This window comes from Bradyrhizobium cedriense (assembly GCF_054602315.1).
The window spans coordinates 51,338-76,277 of the sequence record NZ_JBTSWB010000003.1 but is presented as its reverse complement, the minus strand read 5'-3'; the positions used below and the strand labels follow the sequence as shown (position 1 = coordinate 76,277).

The following is a 24,940-nucleotide window of genomic DNA, read 5'->3' as shown; positions in this document are numbered from 1 at the left end:
AAATCCCGTTCTGAATCAGAAGTGTGGCCGGGATGCTGCACGTGAAGAGTTTCCACTGAGAACTGCCCTCAGGTAGTTCCGTCGCGCTTGACCCCGTCCTATGTTGCGACGGGGCAATGACTCCACTCGTAGACGGTAATCCAGCTCGCGGGCACGAGCCGGACGTTAGAATGAACGGAATTTCAGGGATGCATGGGGTGAAGCTCTTCACCGGAGCTGCGGTTTCGGTCCTGCTGCTGGCGCTTGCCGGGCCGACGCCTGCCTTGGCGGATACGATCAATGCCGCGCTGGTGCGCGCCTATCAGAACAATCCGCAGCTCAACGCACAGCGTGCCCAGGTGCGCTCGACTGACGAAAACGTGCCTCAGGCCTTGTCGGGCTACCGCCCGAGGGTTTCGTTGACGGCGAGCGCTGGTTACCAGTACTCGGACTTCAAGAGCGCCAGCAACAGCGACCCCATTAACGGTACCGGCATTCCCCGCAGCGTAGGACTGACTGCTTCCCAGACATTGTACAATGGCAATCAAACCGCCAACCGGACGCGCGCCGCCGAAAGCCAGGTCTCCGGAGCCCGCGAAGGGTTGCGCGTGCTTGACCAAAACGTCCTGCTCCAGGCTGCGACCACATACATGGATTACCTGCGCGACGCCGCCACGCTGGAAGTCCAGCGGAGCAACGTACGCGTGCTCGAGCAGACGCTGAAACAGACCCGTGACCGCTTCAACGTCGGCGAGGTGACCCGCACCGACGTCGCGCAATCGGAGGCGCAACTGGCTGCCGGCAAGACGCAGGCGCTTACTGCCGAAGCAAATCTGACCACGACGCGGGCGAACTTCCGGCGCATCATCGGTAACGAGCCGACGAACCTCGCCCCAGGCTCGCCTGTCGATCGGTTCCTGCCTCCGACGCTCGCAGCCGCGATTGATCTCGCGCTCGTCGAGAACCCCAACGTCACGGCGAGCATGTACGGTATCGACGTCAATTATCTTCAGGTGAAGATCAACGAAGGCGCGCTGCTGCCCACGGTCACCCTGCAGGCATCCGTCACCCAGGCCTTCGAGCAGTCCCTGATCCAATACCGCTCGTTCGGAGCCTCTGCGATCGCGCAGCTCTCGGCTCCGCTCTATCAGGGTGGCGCAGAATACGCGTTGATTCGTCAGTCCAAGGAGAACCTTGCGCAACAGCGCCTGAACCTGGAGACGACGCGCGATCAGGCTCGTGCCACCGTCGTGCAGGCCTGGGGCCAGTTGCAGGCGAGCAAGGCGCAAGTGCAGTCCGCACAGGCACAGGTCACCGCCTCGGAGATCGCGTTGAACGGCGTCCGTGAAGAGGCCAAGGCTGGCCAGCGCACCACGCTGGACGTGCTCAACGCGCAGCAGGCGCTGGTCAATGCGCGTGTCGCACTCGTCACCGCACAGCACGATCGCGTTGTTGCGTCCTATTCCGTGCTGAGTGCCGTCGGCCGTCTATCGCCGCAGGTCCTTGGCCTGCCGACTACAACCTACGACGCCAGCGTTCACTATCATCAGGTCCGCGACAGCTGGGCCGGCGTGCGCACGCCCGACGGGCGCTGATCCCCGCAATCATCCGGTCGACCTCGCGAACGCCCGAGGTCGACCGGTGCTTTGCTTGCAATCGCCAAAATCCCTGACGTAGCCTTGCCAAGATGTTGCGGGTCGATTCGCCCCGCATTGATGTCGTGTGCGTAACGGGTCGAGTGCTGGGGCTGGGGCGCACCGCTGCACGTCGAGCCGTGATCTGGGGACAAGTCGGGCTGCCGCGACGAAAATGACGGGCTTCCCGTCCGGAACCGGCCAATCCTGTCGTGCTTGGTGGTAAAACAGCGCATGCGAGGGCGTTGATGATGTGGAGTCGGAGATGACGCAGCCTGCAAAGGTCACAGAACCCTCGATGGAGGAGATTCTGGCCTCGATCCGGCGCATCATTGCCGACGATGAGGCAAAGCCCCCGCCGGCTGAGGCCGCCAAGCCCGAGAAGGCCGCAGCGCCCGCCGCGCCGCCGAAGCCCCAGGCCATGAACGATATTCCGCCATCCAAGGTCGCGCCCGCAAAACCTGTTGCCGAGAAGCCTGCGCCGCCAGTTGCGAAGCCAGCTCCGCCGCCGCCACCCGCGCCCGCGGCGGACGCGACCAACAACCAGGACGATATCGACGCGCTGCTGGCGGGGCTGGACGCGGCCACACCTGCGCCGGAGGTCCGCGCTCCCGAGCCGGAGCCCGAGCCCGAGCTAGAACCCGAGCCCGACGTGCTCGAATTGACGGACGATATGGCGGTGGATCCGACACCTCCGCCGCCGCCGCCCAGCTTTCGCAAGGTCGACCCGCGCGACGATCTCGAATTCGCCGAATCGCCGCCGCGGCCCACGCCGCCACCGTCCTACGCGCCGGTGGACTTTGACGCCCCACCGCTGCCGCCGCAGCAGCCGATCCTCGCGCAATCGACGGTCTCCGCGGTCGAATCCGCTTTCAATTCCCTTGCCCACACGGTGCTCAGCAGCAACGCGCGGACGCTGGAGGATCTGGTCAAGGAGATGCTGCGACCGATGCTGAAGTCCTGGCTGGACGACAACCTGCCGGGCCTCGTTGAACGCATTGTGAAGGCCGAGATCGAGCGGGTCTCGCGCGGCGGCCGATAGGGCCGCGGGCCGCGCGGCCCTGATATAGCCCCGCTCGCACGTCATACACGTCATATTGGGTCCGCCGATCGGCGTGAAAGCCCGTCTGCGCTGACCTTTTCGTTGACTTGACCCCTTCGCGCGGCTTTCTAGCAGGCCCATGATCGAGAAAAATTACCAGCCCGCCGATATCGAAGCCCGCATGTCCGTGGTGTGGGAGGACAGCCTTGCCTTCAAGGCCGGCCGCCCCGACCGCCGCGAGGCCGTGCCCTTTACCATCGTGATCCCGCCGCCGAATGTGACGGGCTCGCTGCACATGGGCCACGCGCTCAACAACACGCTCCAGGACATCCTGTGCCGGTTCGAGCGCATGCGCGGCCGCGACGTGCTGTGGCAGCCCGGCACCGACCACGCCGGCATCGCCACACAGATGGTGGTCGAGCGCCAACTGATGGAGCGCCAGCAGCCCGGCCGTCGCGAGATGGGCCGTGAGAAATTTCTCGAGCGCGTCTGGCAGTGGAAGGCCGAGAGCGGCGACACCATCATCAACCAGCTCAAGCGTCTCGGCGCGTCCTGCGACTGGTCGCGCGAGCGCTTCACCATGGACGAGGGCCTGTCGAAGGCCGTCGTCAAGGTTTTCGTCGAGCTGCACCGCGAGGGGCTGATCTACAAGGACAAGCGGCTGGTGAACTGGGACACCAAGCTCTTGACCGCGATCTCCGATCTCGAGGTGCAGCAGGTCGAGGTCAAGGGCCACCTCTGGTATCTGCGCTATCCGATCGAGGGCAAGAACTTCAGCCCCGACGATCCCTCGAGCTTCATCGTCGTCGCCACCACGCGGCCCGAGACCATGCTCGGCGATACCGGCGTTGCCGTGCATCCCGAGGACGAGCGCTATCGGGAGCTGATCGGCAAGAACGTGATCCTGCCGCTGGTCGGCCGCAAGATTGCGATCGTCGCCGACGAATACTCCGATCCGGAGAAGGGCTCCGGCGCGGTCAAGATCACGCCGGCGCACGACTTCAACGACTTCGAGGTCGGCAACCGCCACGGCCTGCGCCGGATCAGCGTGCTCGACAGGGAAGGGTGCCTGGATCTCGTCGACAACGAGGATTATTTGCGCGACCTGCCGGAGGGCGCCTCGCAGTTCGCCGAGGAGTTCCACAAGATCGATCGCTTCGTGGCGCGCAAGCGCATCGTCGAGCGGCTGGAATCGTTCGGCTTCGTCGAGCGGATCGAGCCGCACACCCACATGGTGCCGCATGGTGACCGCTCGAACAGCGTGATCGAGCCGTACCTGACCGACCAGTGGTACGTCGACGCCAAAACGCTGGCCAGGCCCGCGATTGCGGCGGTGCGTTCGGGCGAAACGACGTTCGTGCCGAAGAACTGGGAAAAGACGTATTTCGAGTGGATGGAGAACATCCAGCCCTGGTGCATCTCACGCCAGCTCTGGTGGGGCCATCAGATCCCGGCCTGGTACGGTCCGGATGGCAGGGTGTTCGTCGCCGAGACCGAGGAGGAGGCCGTCAGTCACGCGCTCGGCTATTACGTCGAGCAGGAAGTCATCACGCCGGAGCAGGGGCGCGAGATGGCGCTCGATCGCAACAAGCGCGAAGGCTTCATCACCCGCGACGAGGACGTGCTCGACACCTGGTTCTCCTCGGCGCTGTGGCCCTTCTCGACGCTCGGCTGGCCGGATGACGCGCCCGAAGTGCAGCGCTACTACCCGACCAATGCGCTGGTGACCGGCTTCGACATCATCTTCTTCTGGGTCGCCCGCATGATGATGATGGGCCTGCACTTCATGAAGGAGGTGCCGTTCTCGACCATCTACATCCACGCCCTCGTCCGCGACGAGAAGGGCGCCAAGATGTCGAAGTCGAAGGGCAACGTCATCGATCCCCTGAACCTGATCGACGAATACGGCGCCGACGCGCTGCGCTTCACGCTGGCGGCGATGGCGGCGCAGGGGCGCGACATCAAGCTCGCCACCAGCCGTGTCGAGGGCTATCGCAACTTCGCGACAAAGCTCTGGAATGCGTCCCGTTTCGCCGAGATGAACCACTGCGCCGTGCCCGAGGGTTTCGAGCCGGCAAAAGCCAAGGAGACGCTGAACCGCTGGATCGCGCATGAGAGTGCGCACACCACGCGTGAAGTGACCGAAGCGATCGACGCCTACCGTTTCAACGATGCGGCAGGCAGCATCTACCGCTTCGTCTGGAACGTCTATTGCGACTGGTATCTCGAGCTCGCAAAGCCCGTGCTGCTCGGCCCGGACAGCCCCGCCAAGGACGAGACCCGGGCCATGGTCGCCTGGGCGCGCGACGAGATCCTCAAGCTGCTGCACCCCTTCATGCCCTTCATCACCGAAGAGCTGTGGGAGGTGACGGCGAAGCGCGAGGGCCTGCTCGCGTTGGCGCCGTGGCCACTGAAGCCGGCCGAGCCGACGCCGGAGCAGCTCGCGATGCTGGCGGCGACGACAGGACCGACCGATGCGCTCGTTTCGCCGGCCTGGGTGTTGCCGATCTTCGATCATGCCGACTTCACCGACCCGGCAGCCGAGGCCGAGATTGGTTGGGTGATCGACCTCGTCACCCAGATCCGCTCGGTGCGCGCCGAGATGAACATCCCGCCGGCAACACTGACGGCGCTGGTGCTCGCCGGCGCTTCGGCCGAGACGCGGGAGCGCGCGCCGCGCTGGACTGACGTCATCAAGCGCATGGCCCGGCTGTCGGACATCTCCTTTGCCGATCGCGCGCCTGACGGCGCGGTGCAGCTCCTGGTGCGCGGCGAGGTGGTCGCGCTGCCCTTGAAGGGCGTGATCGACGTCGCCGCCGAGCGCACGCGCCTCGACAAGGAGATCGGCAAGGCCGATGCCGACATCAAGCGCGCGGAGTCCAAGCTGGCGAACGAGAAGTTCGTCGCCAACGCGGCCGAGGAAGTCGTCGAGGAGGAGCGCGAGAAACGTGAGGCCGCGCTGGCGCGCAAGGCGAAGCTGCTCGAAGCGCTGGAGCGGCTGAAGCAGGCATCGTGACCACACCGTCATTCCGGGATGGTCCGCAAGGACCGGACCTCAGGTGCGCGATTGCGCACCGGGCAATCTCGAGAGGCTGGGTTCGGCTCTGCGAGCCGCCCCGGAATGACAGTCACTTCGCAAACGGCTTGCTGAGGAACTTCGAGCCTCTGACGCCGTAGCGCCAGGGCAGCTCGACCGCCTTGGTGATGCCGATCCGGATGCCCGTTGCGACCTCCACGTCCTCCGTCCGCGCATGCAGCGCGATCGGCGGCCGGTCCAGCGGCAGGGCATTATGCGCGATGGTGATGCCGAGCGCCTCGGTCAGCTTTCCCGGACCCGAGCACAGCGCATGCACGTCGTGGAGATGCCGGCGTCGGCGCATCGCAGCCAGGCCATGGGTCGGCTCCAAGGCGCGGATCAGCACGGCGCTGGCCGAGCCTTCCTCCTCGCAGACGAAGTTCACACACCAGTGTATGCCGTAGGAGCGATAGACATAGGCAAAGCCGGGCGGGCCGAACATCACCTGGTTCCGCGGCGTCGGCCCACGGTAGGAGTGCGCGGCCGGGTCGGTATGATGATAGGCCTCGACCTCGACGATGATGCCGCCGATGCCGTCGACCAGCATGGTGGCGCCGATCAGGTCGGGCGCAACTTCATGCACGCTGCGTCCGAAGAAGGCGCGCTTCAGTGCTTTGCCGAGGCGCGGTGTGGAGGGTTTCGAGACTGGAGCCATTCGAGGTGAGAATCGCCAAAGAACAGAGCAGGATATTGCCCATATCTGCCATGTTCCCTGAAGCGGGGCGAGCCGGGTTGCGATGCTTGGCCAGACCGACTAGGTAGGACCTGAACAGACCGGACACCCCATGGTCGTTATTGTCGATACCATCTCGAACCCGCTTCGCCCGCGCCACCCCGAAAAGGTGAACCGGCCTGATTCCGCTTCGCCGCCCAAGCCGGACTGGATCCGCGTGCGCGCGCCGAATACCCGCGGCTACGCCGACACCCGCAACATCGTGCGGTCCAACGGCCTGCACACCGTGTGCGAGGAGGCAGGCTGCCCGAACATCGGCGAGTGCTGGGACAAGAAGCACGCGACCTTCATGATCATGGGTGACACCTGCACCCGGGCCTGCGCCTTCTGTAACGTCAAGACCGGCCTGCCCAATGCGCTGGATGCGGCCGAGCCGCAGAACGTCGCCGAGGCGGTCGCCAAGCTCGGCCTTGCCCATGTCGTCATCACCTCCGTCGACCGCGATGACCTCGCAGACGGCGGCGCCGAGCACTTTGCCCAGACCATCCGCGCGATCCGGGCCGCGTGCCCCACGACCACGATCGAGATCCTGACGCCGGACTTCCTGCGCAAGGAGGGGGCGCTCGAGGTCGTCGTCGCGGCCAAGCCCGACGTGTTCAACCACAATCTCGAAACCGTGCCGTCGCGCTATCTCACGGTGCGGCCCGGTGCGCGCTATTTCCACTCGATCCGGCTGTTGCAGCGGGTCAGGGAGCTCGATCCCACCATCTTCACCAAGTCCGGCATCATGGTTGGCCTCGGCGAGGAGCGCCACGAAGTGCTCCAGGTGATGGACGACCTGCGCTCGGCCGAGGTCGACTTCCTGACCATCGGCCAGTACCTCCAGCCGACCCGCAAGCACCATGCCGTGATGCGCTACGTGCCGCCCGACGAGTTCGCTTCCTATGAGAAGGTTGCCTACACCAAAGGCTTCCTCATGGTGTCGGCGAGCCCGCTGACCCGCTCGTCGCATCATGCTGGCGAGGACTTTGCGAGACTGAAGGCCGCGCGGGCAGCGAACGCCCGCTGAACCGCCATGCCCCAATTTTCGAGCAAGCGCCGTGTCAGTCACAGCGCATCCGAAATGTTTGATCTGGTCGCCGACGTCGAGCGCTACCCGGAATTCGTGCCGCTGTGCAGCGCGCTCAAGGTGCGCCAGCGCATGGCGAAGCCCGACGGCACCGAGGTGCTGGTCGCCGATATGACCGTGTCGTTCAAGCTGATCAAGGAATCCTTCACCAGCCGCGTGACGCTCGACCGCGCCAATCTGAAGATCCTGGTCGAATATCTGCGAGGCCCCTTCAGCAACCTCGAAAACCGCTGGACGTTCGAGCCCAAAGGCGAGGGCGTCTGCGATGTCGGATTCTTCCTCTCCTACGAGTTCAGGAGCCGCATGCTGGCGATGCTGATGGGCTCGATGTTCGACGCCGCGTTCGCGCGGTTTTCCACCGCCTTCGAGAAGCGGGCGGACGCGATCTACGGCCGGCCGAAGCTGGCATCGTCCTGATCAATCCACCGCCTTCACCACATCGGGCGGCTGCGAGGCGTAGTATGCCGCGGCCTGCTCGATCTCCTGCGGCGTCATCGCGCGCGCGATGTTGCGCATCTGCTGGCTGATGTCGTTGCGCCGTTCACCGGAGGCGAAGGCCTGGAGCTGCGCCCTCATGTACGCCTCGGACTGCCCCTCCAGCCACGGGCTGCCGACCTTGTTGTCTAGGCTGCCATGGCAGGAGCCGCAGGGGGCGATTCCGCGCATCGGCGCGCCGTAGATGACGATGTTGGGTTTCGGCAGCTGCGGCGTCGGGTGATAGGCCGGAAGCCGCGGCAGATAGGCGTAGTACATCGAAAGATCGGCGATCTCCTGATCGGTCAGGTTGATCGCAAATGGCGACATCACGGCATTGGTGCGCGCGCCGGAGCGGAAATCGTGCAGCTCCTTGTAGATCACGGCCGCATACTGACCCGCGAGGTTCGGCGAGTCCGCGCGGCTGATGCCGGTCGGGCCGTGGCAAATGGCGCAGCGCTGCGCCAGCGTGGCGCCGCGGCCGATTGCCTCCTGGTTCGGGCGCGCCAACGTGGACGATGTGAGCACGACCTCGGACAGGCGATTGGTCTGCTCCGGCGCCACAACGGCTGTCGTGCGCTGCGGCAGGCCGGCGGCGCTGCAGATCGCATCCCAGACATTGGCGAACTGAACCCAGGGCTGTGCGAAGGGCAGTACGATGAATCCGCCGATCGCCGTCACGATGAGGATCGCGGCGGTGATGCCGACGGCTGCACTGAAATGGCTGTTGCGGAACGTGAAGAGGTCGCGCGCGTCCATCACTGCGCTCCCACATAGACGGCCGGGACCGAGGTGCCCTCGTTCAGCGCCAGCGTCAGGATCGGGTAGCCGTAATTGGTGAGGGTGAGCGCGATCATCAGCGCCACCCACAGTGCGTGCGTGTTGAGCGCGACCGGCACGGTCGCGGGCTGGTGCACGGCCAGCGCAAAGCGATACGGGCCGGCGTCAGCCTGGGGTGCGCGCATGCCGCGCGCCAGGATGACCAGGAAGAGAATGCCCGATGCCAGCAGGATGAAACCGCCGATCGCCGAAAGGGTGACGGAGAGCGCCTGCGGCGCGATCGCGGGATCGCCGAAGTCGAAATAGGCCATGCGGCGCGGCATGCCCAGGATGCCGACCCAATGCCAAGGGAAGGTCGTGACCATCATGCCGACGAACCACAGCCAGAGCTGGGTGCGGATCAGCCGGAGATCGGTCAGCTCGCGGCCGGTCAGATGCGGCCACAGATCATAGGCGATCGCGAAATACATGATCACGATGGCGCCGCCGAAGATCAGGTGGAAATGTCCGGTGATCCACTGCGTGTTGTGGATGGACGCATCGAGCTGATAGCTCATGTTGATGAGGCCGCCGGCGCCGCCGAAACCGAGCATGACGAAGGAGAAGGCCAGGGCAAGCATCATCGGATTATCCCAGGGCAGGGCCCTGATCCAGCCGAACAGGCCGCGCCCGCCACGCAGGCGTGCGGCGATCTCGACGGACGCGCAGATCGTGAACACCGTCAGCAATGTCGGCAACGCCACCAGCGCCGTGAAGGCCGAATGGATGAACTTGAAGCCGGCGCCGACTTGCGGATCGGCAAAGGTGTGGTGCATGCCGATCGGCATCGCCACCACAAGGAACAGGATGAAGGATATCCGCGCCATGGTGTCGGAATAGACGCGGCCGCCGATCGCGCGCGGCACGATGGTGTAATAGGCGATGTAGGTCGGCATCAGCCAGAAATAGACGATGGCGTGCAGCGTCCAGGAGAAGAACACGCGGGCGAGCCCGGCATCGATCGTGGTCTTCAGCCCCGCGGCGACGGGAATGATCTGCAACAGCAGCTCGAGCGCGGCACCGACCGCGGTCCAGGCCCACAAATACGAGCCGGCGACATTGGCGAACATCGCCAGCGGCACTGGCGCGCCGGGATGGGCCTTGCGCCAGACGCGCAGGTTGATCGACATCAGCGCGACCCAGATCCAGGAGCCCACCACGACCAGCACCACGCCGAGATAGTAGAAGACGTTGCCGATCAGCGGCGGATAGAAAGTGTAGAGCACCGAGGCGCGGCCGAGCGCGATCGGGATCAGCGCCATGATGCTGCCGGCAACGATCAGCCAGAATCCGGCCCAAGCCCAGCGCACGCCGACCAGACGCTGCTCCAGCGCGGACTCGCTGATGGCATAGCCGAAACCCATCGCGACCAGGGTCGGGAAGACATAGCCCATCACCGTGCCGTGTGCGGTCAGCGAGCGGTAATAGAGCTCGGGATTGGACAGCCAGGTGCCGATCGGACTGCGGATGAACATCTGCCAGGCGCCGAGCGCGAGCGCGAAGCCGAACACGGCAAAGGCCAGCCAGAAATGGGCGAGGATGAGCTTCCTATTGGCCAACACAGCTCAACCTCCCGCCACCCTTTGCACGATCGGCGAATGCAGTCTTGTCGATCACCTTGACCTTGCCCCACATTCCCTCGTGGCCGAAACTGCAAAACTCCTGGCAAGGCATCAGATAGTCGCCAGTCTTTGCAAAGCGCATGGGCTGCTCGGAGATGTAGCCCGGCACCAGCATCGTGTTGACGTTGGTGCCCTGGATCAGGATGCCGTGCACGACGTCGGCGCTGGTGGCGCGCAGCGTGATCGGCGTGTCCGCGGGCACCAGGAGGCAGGCCGGCGTGAAGGAATATTGCTGGCCGATCGCCCGCACGGTCACATTGCCATTGGTTTCCAGCACGCTACCGAGATTGCTTTCGACGAATTCGCCGGAGAGATGCAGCCGCGATGGATCGGTGGTCTCGACGCGCGGCTGCGGCATGGTCGCGCGGTGGATGCCGGCAAATGCGGCGAGCAGCGCCATGCCGACGATGATGATCACGGAAATGGTTGCCCAGCGCCGCTCGACGCGGGCCGCGACCTCGGCGCTGTCGTGATGGGTTTCCTCTGCGCTCATTGCAGCGGACCACGTGGCAGGAATACGAACAGATAGAACGCGAGCCACATCGCGACCACACAGGCCGTGGCGATGCCGGCGAGCACGATCGCGCCGGACGGCCCCTGCGCGACGACCTCTTCGACCGCCCGGTCGGCGGTAGCCGGGCTGGTCGGTGGATCGGAATTGATCATGGCAGCCTCATTTCAGCGGTGCGGAGCGCAGCTCGTTGGCCTCGCGCGCCGAGACTGGCGTGCCGCGATTGCCCCAGGCGGTGCGGATGTAGGAGACGACGGCGGCGACTTCGTTGTCGGAGAGGAGGCCCGCGAAGGGCGGCATGCCGTAGGGCATCGGATTGCCCTTGGTGCCCGGCGGATAGCCGCCATTGAGTACCATGCGGATCGGATTGACCGCGGACTGCATCTCGATCGACTGGTTGTTGGCGAGCGGCGGCCAGTGCGGCGGCTTGCCTTCGCCTTGCGTGCCATGGCAGCTCGCGCAGTGCTTGTCGTAGACGTTCTTGCCGAGGCTGATCAGCAAGCTGCTCTCGGTCGTCGGCAGCGTCGTCTTCGCCGGCGCCGGAGGCGAGGGCTCCGAGATGCTTTTGAGGTACACGGCCATCGCCTTGGTGTCCTCGTCAGTGAGATATTGCAGGCTGTTGTGCACGACCTCGGCCATCGGGCCGTAGACGACGCCGCGCATGGAAACACCGGTCTGGAGCAGGTCCGTGATGTCCTTGATGCTCCAGTCGCCGAGCCCCGCCTCGCGATTTGACGTGAGCGAGGGCGCGTACCAATTCTGCATCGGAATCAGTCCGCCCTTGAAGGCTTCCGATTGGGAGGTGCCGCCGAGCGCGTTGATGGGCGAATGGCACATGCCGCAATGGCCGAGACCCTCGACAAGGTAGGCGCCGCGATTCCATTCCACCGACTTCGTCGGATCCGGCTTGAACTCACCCTCACTGAAGAAAAGCGTGCGCCAGCCGAGGATGAGCTGGCGATTGTCATAAGGGAAGCGCAACTCGTGCGGCTTGTTCTTCTGGCTGACCGGCGGGATCGAGCGCAAATACGCGTAGATCGCGTCGCTGTCGGCGCGCGTGACCTTGGTGTAGGACGCAAACGGCATCGCCGGATAGATCAGCCCGCCATCCGGGAAGCGGCCGCTGTGCATGGTCTTGTAGAAATCGTCGGCACTCCACTTGCCGATGCCTGTATCAAGGTCCGGCGTGATGTTGGAGGTGTAGAGCGTGCCGAATGGCGTCGGCATAGCGCGGCCGCCGGCGAACAGGCGACCTTCCGGCGCGGTATGGCAGGCGGTGCAATCGCCGGCACGGGCGAGATATTCGCCGCGTATGATGATGTCGCTGGTCTTGTCTTGAGTCTTGTCCTGCGCCTGCACAGCCGTGGTGAGCGCGGCGAGAGCCAGGAATTTGATCGACAAGCGCTTGATCGACAGTTTCGAGCCCATCATCTGCCTCGTCAGTTGGGCTGGCTGCCGCAGCCGAAGGGCAGCGCGTAGGTGCCTTTCGGAACGGGAGCCGGATCGGCTGGTGCCTGACGTGTCGCGAGCCAGGCCGAAACAGCAGTGACATCGGCCTCGGTCAGATGACCCGCAACCAGCTGCATGCAATCGGGCGACTTCGCCGTACGCGTGCCGTAACGCCAGGCACCGAGTTGGGCGCTGATATAGGCGGCGCGCAAGCCCAAGAGGCCGGGGATGCCGGGCTGCATACCCGTCAGCCCGGGGCCATGGCAGCTCACGCAGGCCGGAATGTTGCGGCCGGCATCGCCGCTGGTGGCGAGCGTCTCTCCCAGCGCCAGCACGTCCTTGCTGACCTCCGTCGGCGACGGTGGCGGCAGTGGCGGGTGCTCGCTGGCGAAATACTCCGCCATCGCCTCCAGATAGGGATCGGGCAAAAACTCCAGCAGATAGTTCATCGGCGGATATTTGCGCCGGCCGCTTCGGAAGGCGAGAAGCTGATTGTAGAGATAGCCGGCCGGCTTGCCGGCAAGGCGCGGGAAATAGACGTCGCTGGTGCCTTCACCCTTGTTGCCGTGGCAGGGCGTGCAGGCCTCGACCCGCGCCGCCATCGTGTCCGGCGGCTGGCTGGCCGTTTGCGCGGCCGCACCATCAATGGCGGCCATAGTGACGATCACGACGGCCGAAGCCACGGCGCGAGCGAACAATTTCGTCGCCCTCCACAATGTTGGTCCGGTTGATTCCGGAGCACAACGTAGAACGGCATTATTGCGCCAATATGGTCCCACGCAAGGTCCGGCTCACGCGATGGCATTTGGTTGCAACCTTCGCGGATGCGATCCCGATCGAATCCGACAAAACTTGCGTGCCTTTTTGAAAACTGGACATGCCGCTGCGCTCTCGCGACAGGTCCTGCCCGAGTTCTCGCGCGGTCATCGCCCTCCAATGTCAGAGGACGCAGGGAAGACCGGGTGCCGGCCGGACACCCACGGTCCACTGTGCGAAGGTTGCGCTACAAGAAGCTGCACAGCGGCATACAGGTGAAGCCAAACATCCGGCCTTCCCTGCGCAGTGGTTTGACGGCTTATGCCGAGCTCTCCCCGGGGAGCGATGCACTATTGCCCCCGTCGCCTTGCGGATGGCTGACGCACGTGCCCGGTCGGGCCGCCGCATCACCGCAAGACTTGACGCACAGGCCCCGGGCGTCAGGACGACACGGTTTTGCCGTACGCTGATAGCACCGGTCGTATGCGCGACACTTTCGCTCACGGTTTTGCCGCCCTGCGAAGCCCTTCGCGCCGATGCTGCCTGCGTCCACCACAACTCATCCCACGTTCGTGACGATCGCGATACGTCCCTCTGACCGGGATGAGGTGGCGAGAGAATGCGATAAAGCAGAAATTCTGTAAAGACGAATATTTTGATGGGGCGCGATTGACCCGGCGATTGTGTGTTTCGCCTGCCGGGCAGCACAAGCGCTCGTAGGCGCAAGGTGGGATGGCCGGAACGTGGTCCATATCTGCAGCGGTCCATATCTGCAGTCCTGCCGCAGAGGAGGTGGCAGACTACGCTTTTCGCGACATCGTTCGCCCGGAGTGTGCGAGTTCCCTCGTTGACCTCGGCATGGGATCGATTCGCGCCGCCGTGAGTTCTCTCCCGATCGTTTCGGGCCGGAGTCCCCATGACCATCAATTTCGACACGCTGAAAGCATCGCTCGTTCTGTACGGGCTGAACGCGATTTACGCGATCCTGCTGCTCGCGGTCGGCTGGTATCTGTCCGGCGCGATGCAGCGCTTCGTCACGCGCGTCTTGAGCGTTGCGCACCGGGTCGATCCGCTGGTGACCTTGTTCGTCGCCAGCGTCACGCGCTACGGCGTGCTGGCGATCGTTGGCATCGCCGTGCTCCAGCTGTTCGGCATCCAGACCGCCAGCCTCGTCGCCGTGCTTGGCGCCACATCGCTCGCCATTGGCCTTGCGCTTCAGGGCACGCTCTCCAATCTCGCCGCCGGCGTGATGCTGCTGTTGTTCCGGCCTTTTCACATCGGCGATGATGTCGAGGTCGCCGGCAAGTCGGGCAAGGTGAGATCGCTGTCGCTGTTCATGACCGAACTGGTCGCGCCCGACAACACGCAGATCCTCTTGCCCAACGGACAGGTATGGGGCGCGGCCATCATCAACCGCAGCGCCTATCCTGGCACTGGCGAGGTCAAGGTGACGTTTCCGGTCAGGGCCGGCACGGCCAATGCGCTCGCTGCCCAGATCCTGAAGGAGCTGCGCGAAGATCCGCGCGTCGACGAACGGGCTGCACCGACGGTCAACGTATCGAAGGTGATCGCCGCCGACCCCGCCGCGCCCCTCGTGGAATTGACCGTGAGTGCGAAGGTGAAGCCGTCCGATGCCGATGCGGTCAAGCAGCGGGTGCTCGATCATGCAAGCGCGCTGCTCGCGATGGCCTGAGGCGCTTTCAAGGCAGCTCCAGCCGGAGAAAGCCAAGCCTGCAATGGCCACGATCCGGATGATCGCCCGCAATTCCCCGGCGAGGCGATTCAGATCCGCGGCGAACGCGGCGGCCTGCGCTTCACTGCGTGCCGGCGCGGCGAGCGGGTCACACGCGGGCGCAGGCGGGTTGCGGCGGCGCGCGGCTTGGTCTGGGCTTTCGGGCCACGGGCGAGATCCATCAGCATGCGCAGCGCCTCGACGACGGAGCGCTGACGCACGGCGGAGCGGCCGATCGCGCCGAACCGATGCTCGCGGTGGATGATGCGGCCATCGCGCGCCGCGGCGGCGAAGTGCACGAGGCCGACCGGCTTGCCGGGCGTGGCGCCGCCGGGGCCCGCGATGCCGGTGATGGCGACGGCGAGATCGACATCGGCCCGCTCCAGCGCGCCGATCGCCATCGCGGTCGCGGTCTCCTTGCTGACCGCGCCGAAATTGGTGAGCGTGCTCGCCTCGACTCCCAACATCGCGCGCTTGGCGTCGTTGGAATAGGTGACGAAGCCGCGGTCGATCACGTCGGAGGAGCCGGGAATGTCGGTCAACGCACCGGCGACGAGGCCGCCGGTGCAGGATTCAGCGGTCGCGATCGTCAGCTTGCGCATCCGGCACAGATCGAGCAGCGAGCGGGAGAGGGCGCGTGCGTCGCTCCCGGCCATGATCCTACACGCTCCAGGGCAGGCGGATGGTGGCGCTCGCGGTGGCGGCAATGCCTTCCTCGCGGCCGGTGAAGCCGAGCCGTTCGCTGGTCGTCGCCTTCACGGCGACGCGCGAGATGTCGACGCCGGAGATCTCGGCGATGCGGGCGCGCATGGTGTCGCGCAACGGGCCGATCTTCGGGCGCTCGCAGATCAGCGTCACCTCGAGATTGGCGACGCGGCCGCCGCGCTGGGCGACGCGCTCGATGGCGTATTTCAGGAACTGGTCCGAGGAGGCGCCTTTCCACTTCGCGTCGCTCGGCGGGAAGTGCGAGCCGATGTCGCCGTCGGCCAGTGCCCCAAGGATAGCGTCCACCAGCGCATGCAGGCCGACATCGCCATCGGAATGGGCGAGAAAGCCTTTCGTGTGTGGCACACGTACGCCGCAGATCATGACATGGTCGCCTTCGCCGAAGGCGTGCACGTCGTAGCCCGTGCCGGTCCTGACGTCGCCGAGCTGGGCGGCGAGGCGCGCTTCCTCGCGCACGAAATCCTCGGGAGTGGTGAGCTTCATATTGGCAACATCGCCTTCAAAGGTTGCGACCGTCAATCCTGCCCATTCGGCAATGGCGGCATCGTCCGTGAAATCCGAGCGTCCCTCCTTCGCCGCGCGGCGATGCGCCTCGAGGATGACGTCGAAACGAAAGGATTGCGGCGTCTGCGCGACTCTGAGGCGCGCCCGGTCGGGCGTGCCCTCGACATCGCCGTTCTCGCCGGTGAGCTTGATCGTGTCGGTGACGGCGATCACGGGGATTGCGGCACCGGTGCGGTTCGCTGCGTCGATCGCGCGGGAGATCAGGCCTGCCGAGACGAAGGGGCGCGCGGCGTCATGAATCAGGACGATGTCGGGCTCGTGCCTTGCAAGCGCTTCGAGGCCGGCGAGCACCGACGCCTGCCGCGTCGCGCCGCCATTGGTGGGCGGTTCGTGCTCGAGCCCTGCAACCGCGGCCGTGAACATCGCACTGTCGTCGGGATTTACCACCGGCTGCACCGCTGATACCTCCGGATGTCGGCTGAAGGCCTCCATGGCGCGATTGATCACGGGCACGCCACCGATCGTCCGATACTGTTTAGGTCCGCCGGCGCCGGCGCGCAGGCCGCGTCCGGCCGCCACGAGGACGACCGCCGTGCGTTGTGATTTCGCCATAGGACTCAAATACTCAGTTTGGTGAAAGAGTCGGGGGTGATTTCCGGCATGCCTCTAGCACGGCAGGCCCGCAAAAAAAGGGGGTTTCCCCGGATTGTGGGAAACAGCATTTTGCTGCACTGCACTTGAAAGATCTGCAGAATTGTCTAAACTGTAGGCATGACGCTTGACTGCACAAGAATTGTGCGCAAGATAGATCATGGCAGGCGCGATGAGGCCCTGCCTAGTCAACGAGACTCCTGTGACCGGCTCGGCAGTATCCGGCTCTAAGCCGTTGAAAATAGGCGATATTGAAGTCGCTACCCCGGTCTTCCTGGCGCCAATGTCGGGTGTGACTGACTCGCCCGTTCGCCGGCTGGCCGCCGAGCTTGGGGCCGGTCTCGTCGTGTCCGAAATGACCGCGAGCGACGAGCTCGTCAATGGTCACCGGATGTCCCGGTTGCGCTGCGAAGCAACGGGCATCGGGCCCCATGTGGTCCAGCTCGCCGGCTGCGAGCCGCACTGGATGGCTGAAGGTGCCCGGATCGCGGAAGCCGAAGGCGCCGATATCATCGACATCAACATGGGCTGTCCGGCCCGCCACGTCACGGGCGGTCAGTCCGGCTCGGCCCTGATGCGCGACCTCGACCATGCGCTGAGCCTGATCGATGCGACGATCGCGGCTGTGAAGGTTCCGGTGACGCTGAAGATGCGGCTCGGCTGGGACGACCGTACACGCAACGCGCCGGAGCTGGCGCGGCGCGCGGAGTCCGCCGGGGTCAAGCTCGTCACCGTCCATGGCCGCACCCGCTCCCAGTTCTACAAAGGCGAGGCCGATTGGGATGCGGTCCGCGCCGTGCGCGAAGCCATCTCGATCCCGCTCGTCGTCAACGGCGACATCACATCCTACGAGAAGGCGCTCGCCGCATTGGAGGCCTCCGGCGCCGACGCCGTGATGATCGGCCGCGGCGCGCAGGGCCAGCCCTGGCTGCCCGGTCAGATCGGCCGCCGCCTGCGGGGCGGGGCCGAGGAAGCGACGCCCTCGCTCGAAACGCAACTGCACTATGTCCGCACCCTCTATGATGGCGTTTGCGCGCTCTACGGTCTGCGTATCGGATTGAAGCATGCCCGCAAGCATCTGGGCTGGGCGCTCGACGTCGCAGCGCAGGCGAGCCGTGCGCCGGCCGAGAAACTGAAATCATGGCGCCGGAAGATCTTGATCTCGGAAGATCCGCGCCTCGTTCACAGTTCGCTGCAGGACGCCTTCGACGATTTCGCATGGAGCGCTGCAGCATGAGCTCCGCCGCCGAACATCGCCGGCCGTCCGACAGCGACGCAATCCTGGATGCACTTCCCAATCCCGTGCTGATGATCGGGCCGGACGGCAAGATCGTCGCCGCCAACATCGCGACCGAGGCATTCTTCGAGATCTCGACGCAGTTTCTGAAGCGGCAATCGCTGAAGGAGCTGGTGCCGTTCGGCAGCCCCTTGCTGGCGCTGATCGATCAGGTGCGCTCGTCGAACTCGCCGGTCAACGAATACAAGGTCGATCTCGGTACGCCGCGCATGGGCGGCGACCGCCAGGTCGATCTGCACGTGGCTCCGCTCACCGAGCGGCCCGGCCACATCGTGGTGATGCTCCAGGAGCGCACCATCGCCGACAAGATGGACCGCCAGCTCACCCATCGCAGCGCCGCGCGCTCGGTGATCGCGCTGGCAGCCATGCTGGCGCACGAGATCAAGAATCCGCTCTCGGGCATCCGCGGTGCCGCGCAGCTCCTGGAGCAGCAGGCCTCCTCCGAGGATCGCATGCTGACCCGGTTGATCTGCGACGAGGCCGACCGCATCGTGACGCTGGTCGACCGCATGGAGGTGTTCGGCGACGAGCGCCCCGTGGTGCGCGGTCCCGTCAACATCCATTCGGTGCTCGACCACGTGAAGCGGCTGGCGCAGTCGGGCTTTGCCCGCAATATCCGCTTCATCGAAGACTACGATCCCTCGCTGCCGCCGGTGCTGGCGAACCAGGATCAGCTCATTCAGGTGTTCCTCAACCTCGTGAAGAACGCCGCAGAAGCGTTGATCGACGTGCCCGACGGCGAGATCCAGCTCACCACCGCGTTCCGCCCCGGCGTGCGCCTGTCAGTGCCCGGTCAAAAATCCCGGGTATCCCTTCCGCTCGAATTCTGCGTGAAGGACAACGGACCCGGCGTGCCCGACGATCTTCTGCCCAACCTGTTCGATCCCTTCGTGACCACCAAGCAGACGGGTTCGGGTCTGGGCCTCGCGCTGGTCGCCAAGATCGTCGGCGATCACGGGGGCATCATCGAATGCGAATCTCAGCCGCGCAAAACCACCTTCCGCGTGCTGATGCCGATGTATTCCACATCGGTGAAACTAGCCGATCAAAGCAGTCGCGCCGACTCTGCCGGGAAGTCGTCGCCTGCGTCACAGGGGGCAAAATGAGGATCAACGATGCCCGCAGGTAGCATTCTCGTAGCCGATGACGATACCGCCATCCGCACCGTTCTCAATCAGGCCCTGTCGCGCGCCGGTTACGAAGTGCGGCTGACCGGCAATGCCGCAACGCTATGGCGCTGGGTCAGCCAGGGCGAGGGCGACCTCGTCATCACCGACGTGGTGATGCCGGACGAAAACGCCTTCGACCTGCTGCCGCGGATCAAGAAGATGCGGCCGAATCTGCCCGTCATCGTCATGAGCGCGCAGAACACGTTCATGACGGCGATCCGCGCCTCCGAGCGCGGGGCTTACGAATATCTGCCCAAGCCGTTCGACCTCAAGGAGCTGATCGCCATCGTCGGCCGCGCGCTCGCCGAGCCGAAGGAGCGGACCTCGACGCCGGACGAAGATGCCGAGATGGAGGCGATCCCGCTGGTCGGCCGCTCGCCGGCGATGCAGGAAATCTATCGCGTGCTGGCGCGCCTGATGCAGACCGACCTCACCGTGATGATCACGGGCGAGTCCGGTACCGGCAAGGAGCTGGTGGCGCGGGCGCTGCACGACTACGGCAAGCGCCGGAACGGCCCGTTCGTCGCGGTCAACATGGCCGCGATCCCGCGCGACCTCATCGAGTCCGAATTGTTCGGCCACGAGCGCGGCGCCTTCACCGGCGCCAACACCCGCGCCTCCGGCCGCTTCGAGCAGGCCGAGGGCGGCACGCTGTTCCTCGATGAAATCGGCGACATGCCGATGGAGGCGCAGACCCGTCTGCTGCGCGTGTTGCAGCAGGGCGAATACACCACCGTCGGCGGCCGCACCCCGATCAAGACCGATGTGCGCATCGTCGCGGCCTCCAACAAGGACCTGCGCGTGCTGATCCAGCAGGGCCTGTTCCGGGAGGATCTGTTCTTCCGCCTCAACGTCGTGCCGCTGCGGCTGCCGCCGCTGCGCGAGCGCATCGAGGACCTGCCGGATCTCGTGCGGCATTTCTTCACGCTGGCCGAGAAGGACGGCTTGCCGCCGAAGAAGCTGGATGCGCTGGCGCTGGAACGGATGAAGCAGCACCGCTGGCCCGGCAACGTGCGCGAGCTCGAAAATCTCGCCCGGCGCCTTGCCGCGCTCTATCCCCAGGACGTGATCACGGCGTCCGTCATCGACGGCGAGCTCGCGCCGCCCTCGGTCAGCCCGGGCGCCGCGGTCCAGCAGGGCGTCGACAATCTCGGCGGCGCGGTGGAAGCGTATCTGTCCTCGCACTTCCAGGGCTTTCCGAACGGCGTGCCGCCGCCCGGCCTCTATCACCGCATCCTCAAGGAGATCGAGGTGCCGCTGCTGACGGCCGCGCTGGCCGCCACCCGCGGCAACCAGATCCGCGCCGCCGACCTGCTCGGCCTCAACCGCAACACGCTGCGGAAGAAGATCCGGGACCTCGACATTCAGGTGTATCGGAGCGGGGGCTAATCTCTCGAGCCGACGGTGGCTCAGCTCCCCCTACCAAGGCAGAGCTGAGCCTGTCCGGATCGCGCTGGCCGTTATGGCTGGCGCGGTGAGCAGAAGTCCCAATGGGATCGAAAGGTTCCACTCGCACAATCAAATCGGTCATTCGGCCCCAACACGCGGCATCGATTCTATCTGACGAATCGGCCGGGTGCCGGCATGACGCTGGCGACATTCGCCGGCGGGTCCTGCAGACCAAGGCCGTTGACCAGGAGGTCGGCGGCAACGATCAGCAGAAGGACGGCCGAGACCATCGTTGCGAGAAAGACTCTATCCATGCCGGGTCAAGCCGGGGTGACGGGAATCCGTTCCCGTCCAGCAGGCATGTGGTTGTGGATGGTGTTCGCGAGTCGCGTCCGAAGCGCCGCGGAATTGTCGCAATTCGGCAACAATGTGGTACGAATACATCAGTACCCGCCCGTCGCGGGCCCGTTTTCAGCACCGCGATTGCCGGAATGACCAGCGCAGACACCTCGGCCGCACACTTTGACACGACCCTAGCCGAAGAGCCCAAGCGCTGGTCGCTGCGGCGCTGGCTGGCGCCTGTTGCCGTGGCTCTGGCGCTGCTTTCGGCTCTGCTGACCTTCCTGGTCCTGACCGGCCTCACCGCGATCGAGCCGACACCGGAGGTCGTCCGCTCGTTCTACCTGATCAACGCGGGCACCATCCTGCTCCTGGTCGGGATCATCATCCGCGAGCTCTGGCAGCTGATCCTGGCCCGGCGGCGGGGCAGGGCGGCGGCACGCCTCCACGTCCAGATCGTCAGCCTGTTCTCGATCGTCGCGGTGCTGCCGGCGGTGCTGGTCGCCATCGTCGCCAATGTCACCATCGAGCGTGGCCTCGACCGGTTGTTCTCCGGCACGACCAAGGAGGTCGTCCAGAATTCGCTGACGATCGCGCGGGCCTATATGCAGGACCACGCACAGCTGATCCGTGGCGACATCATCGGCATGGCCAACGACATCGCCCACGCCCGGCCGCTCTACGACCAGGACCGCCGCTCGTTTCGCGAGATGCTGACGGCGAGCGCCGCCTCCCGCAATTTGCCGGGCGCGATGATCATCGACAAGAACACCAACATCCTGGAATCCGCCGACACCGGGATGCGGCTGGCTTATTCGCCGCCCGCGCCGGACTTTCTCAGCAACGTCAACGAGAACGAGCCCGAGATCGCGGTCCTGCCGGATGCGAGCTTCGTCGCCGCGGTGATCCGTCTGCGCGCCTTCAACGACACCTTCCTCTATGTCGCCCGTCCTCTCGATCCGAACGTCGTCAATCAGCTCAAGCAGACCGAGGTCAGCGTCGCCGAATACGCACAGATCGAGTCGCGCCGGCTCGGCATCCAGGTCGCCTTCGCGCTGATGTTCGCGGTGATCGCGCTGACCATTTTGATGGCCTCGGTGCTGATCGGCCTCAACTTCGCCAATTCGCTGGTCTCGCCGATCCGGCGGCTGATGAACGCGGCGCAGACGGTCTCGACCGGCGATCTCCATGTCCAGGTGCCGGTGCACCAGTCGGAAGGCGATCTCGCCCAACTGGGTGAGACCTTCAACAAGATGACGCAGGAATTGCGCAGCCAGCGCGACGAGCTCGTCAACGCCAGCGATCTCATCGATAGCCGCCGCCGCTTCATCGAGGCCGTGCTGTCCTCGGCGAGCGCCGGCATCATCGGCGTCGACGCGTCCGGCAGCGTCGGCATCCTCAACCGCTCCGCCGAGAAGCTGATCGGCCACTCCGAGGCGGAGACGCTCGGCCATCCGCTCTCCGACGTGCTGCCCGAGCTCGACGAGATGATGAAGACGGCGCGGGAAGGGACCCAGCGTCTGGTGCAGGGCCAGATCACGATCACCCGGGACGGCGCCGAGCGCAATCTGTCGGTCCGGGTCAGCGCCGAGAAGAACCAGCCGCACGACAGCTACATCATCACGCTCGACGACATCACCGAGCTGGTCTCGGCCCAGCGCACCTCGGCCTGGGGAGACGTGGCCCGCCGAATCGCGCACGAGATCAAGAACCCGCTGACGCCGATTCAGCTTTCCGCCGAGCGCATCCGCCGCAAGTTCGGCAAGGCCATCACCGAGGCCAAGGACAAGCAGATCTTCGACCAGTGCACCGATACCATCGTGCGCCAGGTCGACGACATCAGGCGCATGGTCGACGAGTTCTCGCGATTCGCGCGGATGCCGAAGCCGGTGATGGAAGGCGAGGACGTCGCGGACACGGTGCGGCAGGCCGTCTTCCTGATGAAGGTCGCCCATCCCGAGATCGACATCGAGGCCGAGTTCAAGGACGATCCGCTCCGCGCGCAGTTCGACCGGCGGCTGATCTCCCAGGCGGTCACCAACATCGTCAAGAACGCCACCGAAGCGATCGAGCAGGTCCCGCCCGAGGAGCTCGGCAAAGGCCGTATCGACGTGGTGGTGTCGCGCGAGGGCGACGACGTGCTGATCGACGTGGTCGACAACGGCATCGGACTGCCCAAGGTCGCGCGTTCGCGCTTGCTCGAGCCCTACGTCACCACGCGCGCCAAGGGCACCGGGCTGGGGCTGGCCATCGTCGGCCGCGTGCTGGAAGACCATGGCGGGCGGATCGAGCTGAAGGACGCCTCCGACTTCCGCGAAGGCCAGCGCGGCGCCTGGATGCGGATGCGCTTTGCCGTCTCAGGGCAACCCGCGAAGTCTGAGGCGGCCGAGCAGGCGGCGGCGGCCAAGCAGGCGACCGCGACAACAACCAAGCCCGAAACCGATCGAACGGCTGCGGAATCCGTCAAGAACCAGGAAACAAAAGAGCCGGCCGCCGGAACCAAAGAGCCGGCTGAAAAGACTAATGATTCAACGAAAATCGAAGCCTCAACAGGCAGCTGACAAGGCAGGCGCGATCCATGGCAAGTGAAATTCTGATCGTCGATGATGAGGCCGATATTCGGGATCTCGTTGCGGGCATTCTCGAAGACGAGGGGTTCGTGACCCGGACCGCACGCGACAGCGATACGGCACTCGCCGAGATCGCCAATCGTCGGCCGCATCTGGTGTTTCTCGACATCTGGCTGCAGGGCTCCAAGCTCGACGGCTTGCAGCTGCTGGAGCAGGTCAAGAAGGACAATGCCGATCTGCCGGTCGTGATGATCTCCGGCCACGGCAACATCGAGACCGCGGTCGCGGCGATCAAGCGCGGCGCCTACGACTTCATCGAGAAGCCGTTCAAGGCCGATCGCCTGATCCTGGTTGCGAATCGCGCCCTGGAGAACTCGCGGCTCAAGCGCGAGGTGAAGGAGCTGAAGCAGCTCGCCCCGAGCGCCAGTCAGCTCGTCGGCCGCTCGCCCAGCATGAACCAGCTGCGCCAGACCATCGAGCGCGCGGCCAAGGCCAACAGCCGCATCCTGATCGTCGGCCCCGCCGGCGCCGGCAAGGAATTGACCGCGCGCACCCTGCATACGGCCTCGGGCCGCGCCGACGGTCCCTTCGTGGTGATCAATGCCGCCGCGATCACGCCCGAGCGGATGGAGCATGAGCTGTTCGGTATCGAGCAGTCCAACGGCGAGCAGCCGCGCAAGCCCGGCGCGCTCGAGGAGGCCCATGGCGGCACGCTCTTCATCGACGAGATCGCGGACATGCCGCGCGAAACCCAGAACAAGATTCTGCGGGTGCTGGTCGAGCAGTCGTTCCAGCGCGTCGGCGGCACCGCCAAGGTGCAGGTCGACGTGCGCATCATCTCCTCGACCGCGCGCAATCTCGAAGAGGAAATCGCGGCCGGCCGATTCCGCGAGGACCTCTATCACCGGCTCTCGGTGGTGCCGATCCGGGTGCCCGCGCTGTCGGAGCGTCGCGAAGACATTCCGGAACTGATCGACTACTTCATGGAGCAGATCTCGACCGGCAGCGGCCTGCCCAAGCGCCAGATCGGCCAGGACGCGATGGCCGTGCTGCAATCCCATGTCTGGCCGGGCAACGTGCGCCAGCTCCGCAACAACGTCGAGAGGGTCATGATTCTGGCGGCCGGCGGGCCCGAGGTCATCATCACGGCCGACATGTTGCCGCAGGACGTCGGCTCCATGGTGCCGGCGATGCCGACCAGCAACAACGGTGAGCACATCATGGGCCTGCCGCTGCGCGAAGCACGCGAGGTCTTCGAGCGCGACTATTTGATTGCGCAGATCAGCCGTTTCTCAGGAAATATTTCTCGCACGGCCGAGTTTGTTGGCATGGAACGTTCGGCTCTGCATCGGAAGCTGAAGGCGCTTGGCGTTGGCTAGACATGGCCGCGCGCGGTCGG

Annotated in this window: 21 protein-coding genes; 11 read left to right on the top strand and 10 right to left on the bottom strand. The window is 65.2% G+C overall.

Annotation, left to right across the window (positions count from 1 at the left end; all coding sequences use genetic code 11):
* Window positions 1–188 precede the first annotated feature (188 nt).
* The 3 genes from ACYCVF_RS11950 (at window position 189) to ACYCVF_RS11940 (ending at window position 5,671) form a co-directional block, all read left to right on the top strand.
* A complete protein-coding gene (locus ACYCVF_RS11950; RefSeq protein WP_459596453.1) occupies window positions 189–1,574 on the top strand; it encodes a TolC family outer membrane protein in 1,386 nt (461 codons plus the stop codon).
* Between the two features lie 304 nt (window positions 1,575–1,878).
* Window positions 1,879–2,655: a PopZ family protein gene (locus tag ACYCVF_RS11945; RefSeq protein WP_459595721.1), complete on the top strand. Its 777-nt coding sequence runs from the start codon at window positions 1,879–1,881 to the stop codon at window positions 2,653–2,655.
* Window positions 2,656–2,794: 139 nt separating this feature from the next.
* Complete coding sequence (locus ACYCVF_RS11940; RefSeq protein ID WP_459595720.1) at window positions 2,795–5,671, top strand: valine--tRNA ligase; 2,877 nt, start codon at window positions 2,795–2,797, stop codon at window positions 5,669–5,671.
* Window positions 5,672–5,783: 112 nt separating this feature from the next.
* Here the strand turns inward: ACYCVF_RS11940 and ACYCVF_RS11935 are convergent, their stop codons facing one another.
* Window positions 5,784–6,386 carry a DNA-3-methyladenine glycosylase gene (locus ACYCVF_RS11935; RefSeq protein ID WP_459595719.1) on the bottom strand — a complete coding sequence of 201 codons (603 nt, stop codon included), beginning with the start codon at window positions 6,384–6,386 and terminating at the stop codon, window positions 5,784–5,786.
* Window positions 6,387–6,516: 130 nt separating this feature from the next.
* Between ACYCVF_RS11935 and lipA the strand changes: the two genes are divergently transcribed.
* Together lipA and ACYCVF_RS11925 are read left to right on the top strand one after the other, a co-directional pair.
* Window positions 6,517–7,473, top strand: a complete 957-nt coding sequence (lipA, locus tag ACYCVF_RS11930) for a lipoyl synthase (RefSeq protein ID WP_459595718.1) — start codon at window positions 6,517–6,519, stop codon at window positions 7,471–7,473.
* A 6-nt stretch (window positions 7,474–7,479) separates the two neighbouring features.
* Window positions 7,480–7,950, top strand: a complete 471-nt coding sequence (locus tag ACYCVF_RS11925) for a type II toxin-antitoxin system RatA family toxin (RefSeq protein WP_459595717.1) — start codon at window positions 7,480–7,482, stop codon at window positions 7,948–7,950.
* Here the strand turns inward: ACYCVF_RS11925 and ACYCVF_RS11920 are convergent, their stop codons facing one another.
* Genes ACYCVF_RS11920 through ACYCVF_RS11895 form a run of 6 tightly spaced genes read right to left on the bottom strand, consistent with a single transcriptional unit; the run spans window position 7,951 to window position 13,106 of the window.
* A complete protein-coding gene (locus tag ACYCVF_RS11920) occupies window positions 7,951–8,766 on the bottom strand; it encodes a c-type cytochrome (RefSeq protein ID WP_459595716.1) in 816 nt (271 codons plus the stop codon).
* Window positions 8,766–10,388 (bottom strand): b(o/a)3-type cytochrome-c oxidase subunit 1, encoded by a 1,623-nt coding sequence (locus tag ACYCVF_RS11915; RefSeq protein WP_459595715.1) that lies wholly within the window; start codon window positions 10,386–10,388, stop codon window positions 8,766–8,768. The genes ACYCVF_RS11920 and ACYCVF_RS11915 overlap by 1 nt, the downstream gene beginning before the upstream one ends.
* Window positions 10,375–10,941: a cytochrome C oxidase subunit II gene (locus ACYCVF_RS11910; protein WP_459595714.1), complete on the bottom strand. Its 567-nt coding sequence runs from the start codon at window positions 10,939–10,941 to the stop codon at window positions 10,375–10,377. The genes ACYCVF_RS11915 and ACYCVF_RS11910 overlap by 14 nt, the downstream gene beginning before the upstream one ends.
* The gene (locus ACYCVF_RS11905; RefSeq protein WP_459595713.1) at window positions 10,938–11,114 is read right to left on the bottom strand and encodes a hypothetical protein; all 177 of its coding nucleotides are present in this window, start codon (window positions 11,112–11,114) and stop codon (window positions 10,938–10,940) included. The genes ACYCVF_RS11910 and ACYCVF_RS11905 overlap by 4 nt, the downstream gene beginning before the upstream one ends.
* Window positions 11,115–11,121: 7 nt before the next feature.
* On the bottom strand, window positions 11,122–12,390 hold the full coding sequence (locus ACYCVF_RS11900) for a c-type cytochrome (RefSeq protein ID WP_459595712.1): 1,269 nt from the start codon (window positions 12,388–12,390) through the stop codon (window positions 11,122–11,124).
* Between the two features lie 8 nt (window positions 12,391–12,398).
* The gene (locus ACYCVF_RS11895) at window positions 12,399–13,106 is read right to left on the bottom strand and encodes a c-type cytochrome (RefSeq protein WP_459595711.1); all 708 of its coding nucleotides are present in this window, start codon (window positions 13,104–13,106) and stop codon (window positions 12,399–12,401) included.
* A gap of 974 nt (window positions 13,107–14,080) precedes the next feature.
* On the opposite strand from ACYCVF_RS11895, the gene ACYCVF_RS11890 reads away from it, so the two are divergent.
* Window positions 14,081–14,857 (top strand): mechanosensitive ion channel family protein, encoded by a 777-nt coding sequence (locus ACYCVF_RS11890; protein WP_459595710.1) that lies wholly within the window; start codon window positions 14,081–14,083, stop codon window positions 14,855–14,857.
* 89 nt (window positions 14,858–14,946) lie between these two features.
* On the opposite strand, the gene ACYCVF_RS11885 is transcribed toward ACYCVF_RS11890, so the two are convergent.
* Window positions 14,947–15,552, bottom strand: a complete 606-nt coding sequence (locus ACYCVF_RS11885; protein WP_459595709.1) for a CinA family protein — start codon at window positions 15,550–15,552, stop codon at window positions 14,947–14,949.
* A 4-nt stretch (window positions 15,553–15,556) separates the two neighbouring features.
* The gene (locus tag ACYCVF_RS11880) at window positions 15,557–16,738 is read right to left on the bottom strand and encodes a bifunctional 2-C-methyl-D-erythritol 4-phosphate cytidylyltransferase/2-C-methyl-D-erythritol 2,4-cyclodiphosphate synthase (RefSeq protein WP_459595708.1); all 1,182 of its coding nucleotides are present in this window, start codon (window positions 16,736–16,738) and stop codon (window positions 15,557–15,559) included.
* A gap of 274 nt (window positions 16,739–17,012) precedes the next feature.
* On the opposite strand from ACYCVF_RS11880, the gene dusB reads away from it, so the two are divergent.
* The 3 genes from dusB to ntrC are packed head-to-tail and all read left to right on the top strand — an operon-like array spanning window position 17,013 to window position 20,632.
* On the top strand, window positions 17,013–18,014 hold the full coding sequence (gene dusB / locus ACYCVF_RS11875; protein ID WP_459596452.1) for a tRNA dihydrouridine synthase DusB: 1,002 nt from the start codon (window positions 17,013–17,015) through the stop codon (window positions 18,012–18,014).
* Window positions 18,011–19,180 (top strand): two-component system sensor histidine kinase NtrB, encoded by a 1,170-nt coding sequence (locus ACYCVF_RS11870; protein ID WP_459595707.1) that lies wholly within the window; start codon window positions 18,011–18,013, stop codon window positions 19,178–19,180. Before dusB ends, ACYCVF_RS11870 begins: the two co-directional genes overlap by 4 nt.
* A gap of 9 nt (window positions 19,181–19,189) precedes the next feature.
* Window positions 19,190–20,632, top strand: a complete 1,443-nt coding sequence (ntrC, locus tag ACYCVF_RS11865) for a nitrogen regulation protein NR(I) (RefSeq protein ID WP_061024399.1) — start codon at window positions 19,190–19,192, stop codon at window positions 20,630–20,632.
* Window positions 20,633–20,799: 167 nt separating this feature from the next.
* On the opposite strand, the gene ACYCVF_RS11860 is transcribed toward ntrC, so the two are convergent.
* A complete protein-coding gene (locus ACYCVF_RS11860; protein WP_459595706.1) occupies window positions 20,800–20,946 on the bottom strand; it encodes a hypothetical protein in 147 nt (48 codons plus the stop codon).
* A 177-nt stretch (window positions 20,947–21,123) separates the two neighbouring features.
* Between ACYCVF_RS11860 and ACYCVF_RS11855 the strand changes: the two genes are divergently transcribed.
* Together ACYCVF_RS11855 and ntrX are read left to right on the top strand one after the other, a co-directional pair.
* Window positions 21,124–23,532, top strand: coding sequence for a sensor histidine kinase NtrY-like (locus ACYCVF_RS11855; RefSeq protein ID WP_459595705.1), 2,409 nt, complete (start codon window positions 21,124–21,126; stop codon window positions 23,530–23,532).
* Window positions 23,533–23,549: 17 nt separating this feature from the next.
* A complete protein-coding gene (gene ntrX, locus ACYCVF_RS11850) occupies window positions 23,550–24,920 on the top strand; it encodes a nitrogen assimilation response regulator NtrX (protein WP_459595704.1) in 1,371 nt (456 codons plus the stop codon).
* Window positions 24,921–24,940: the final 20 nt, after the last annotated feature.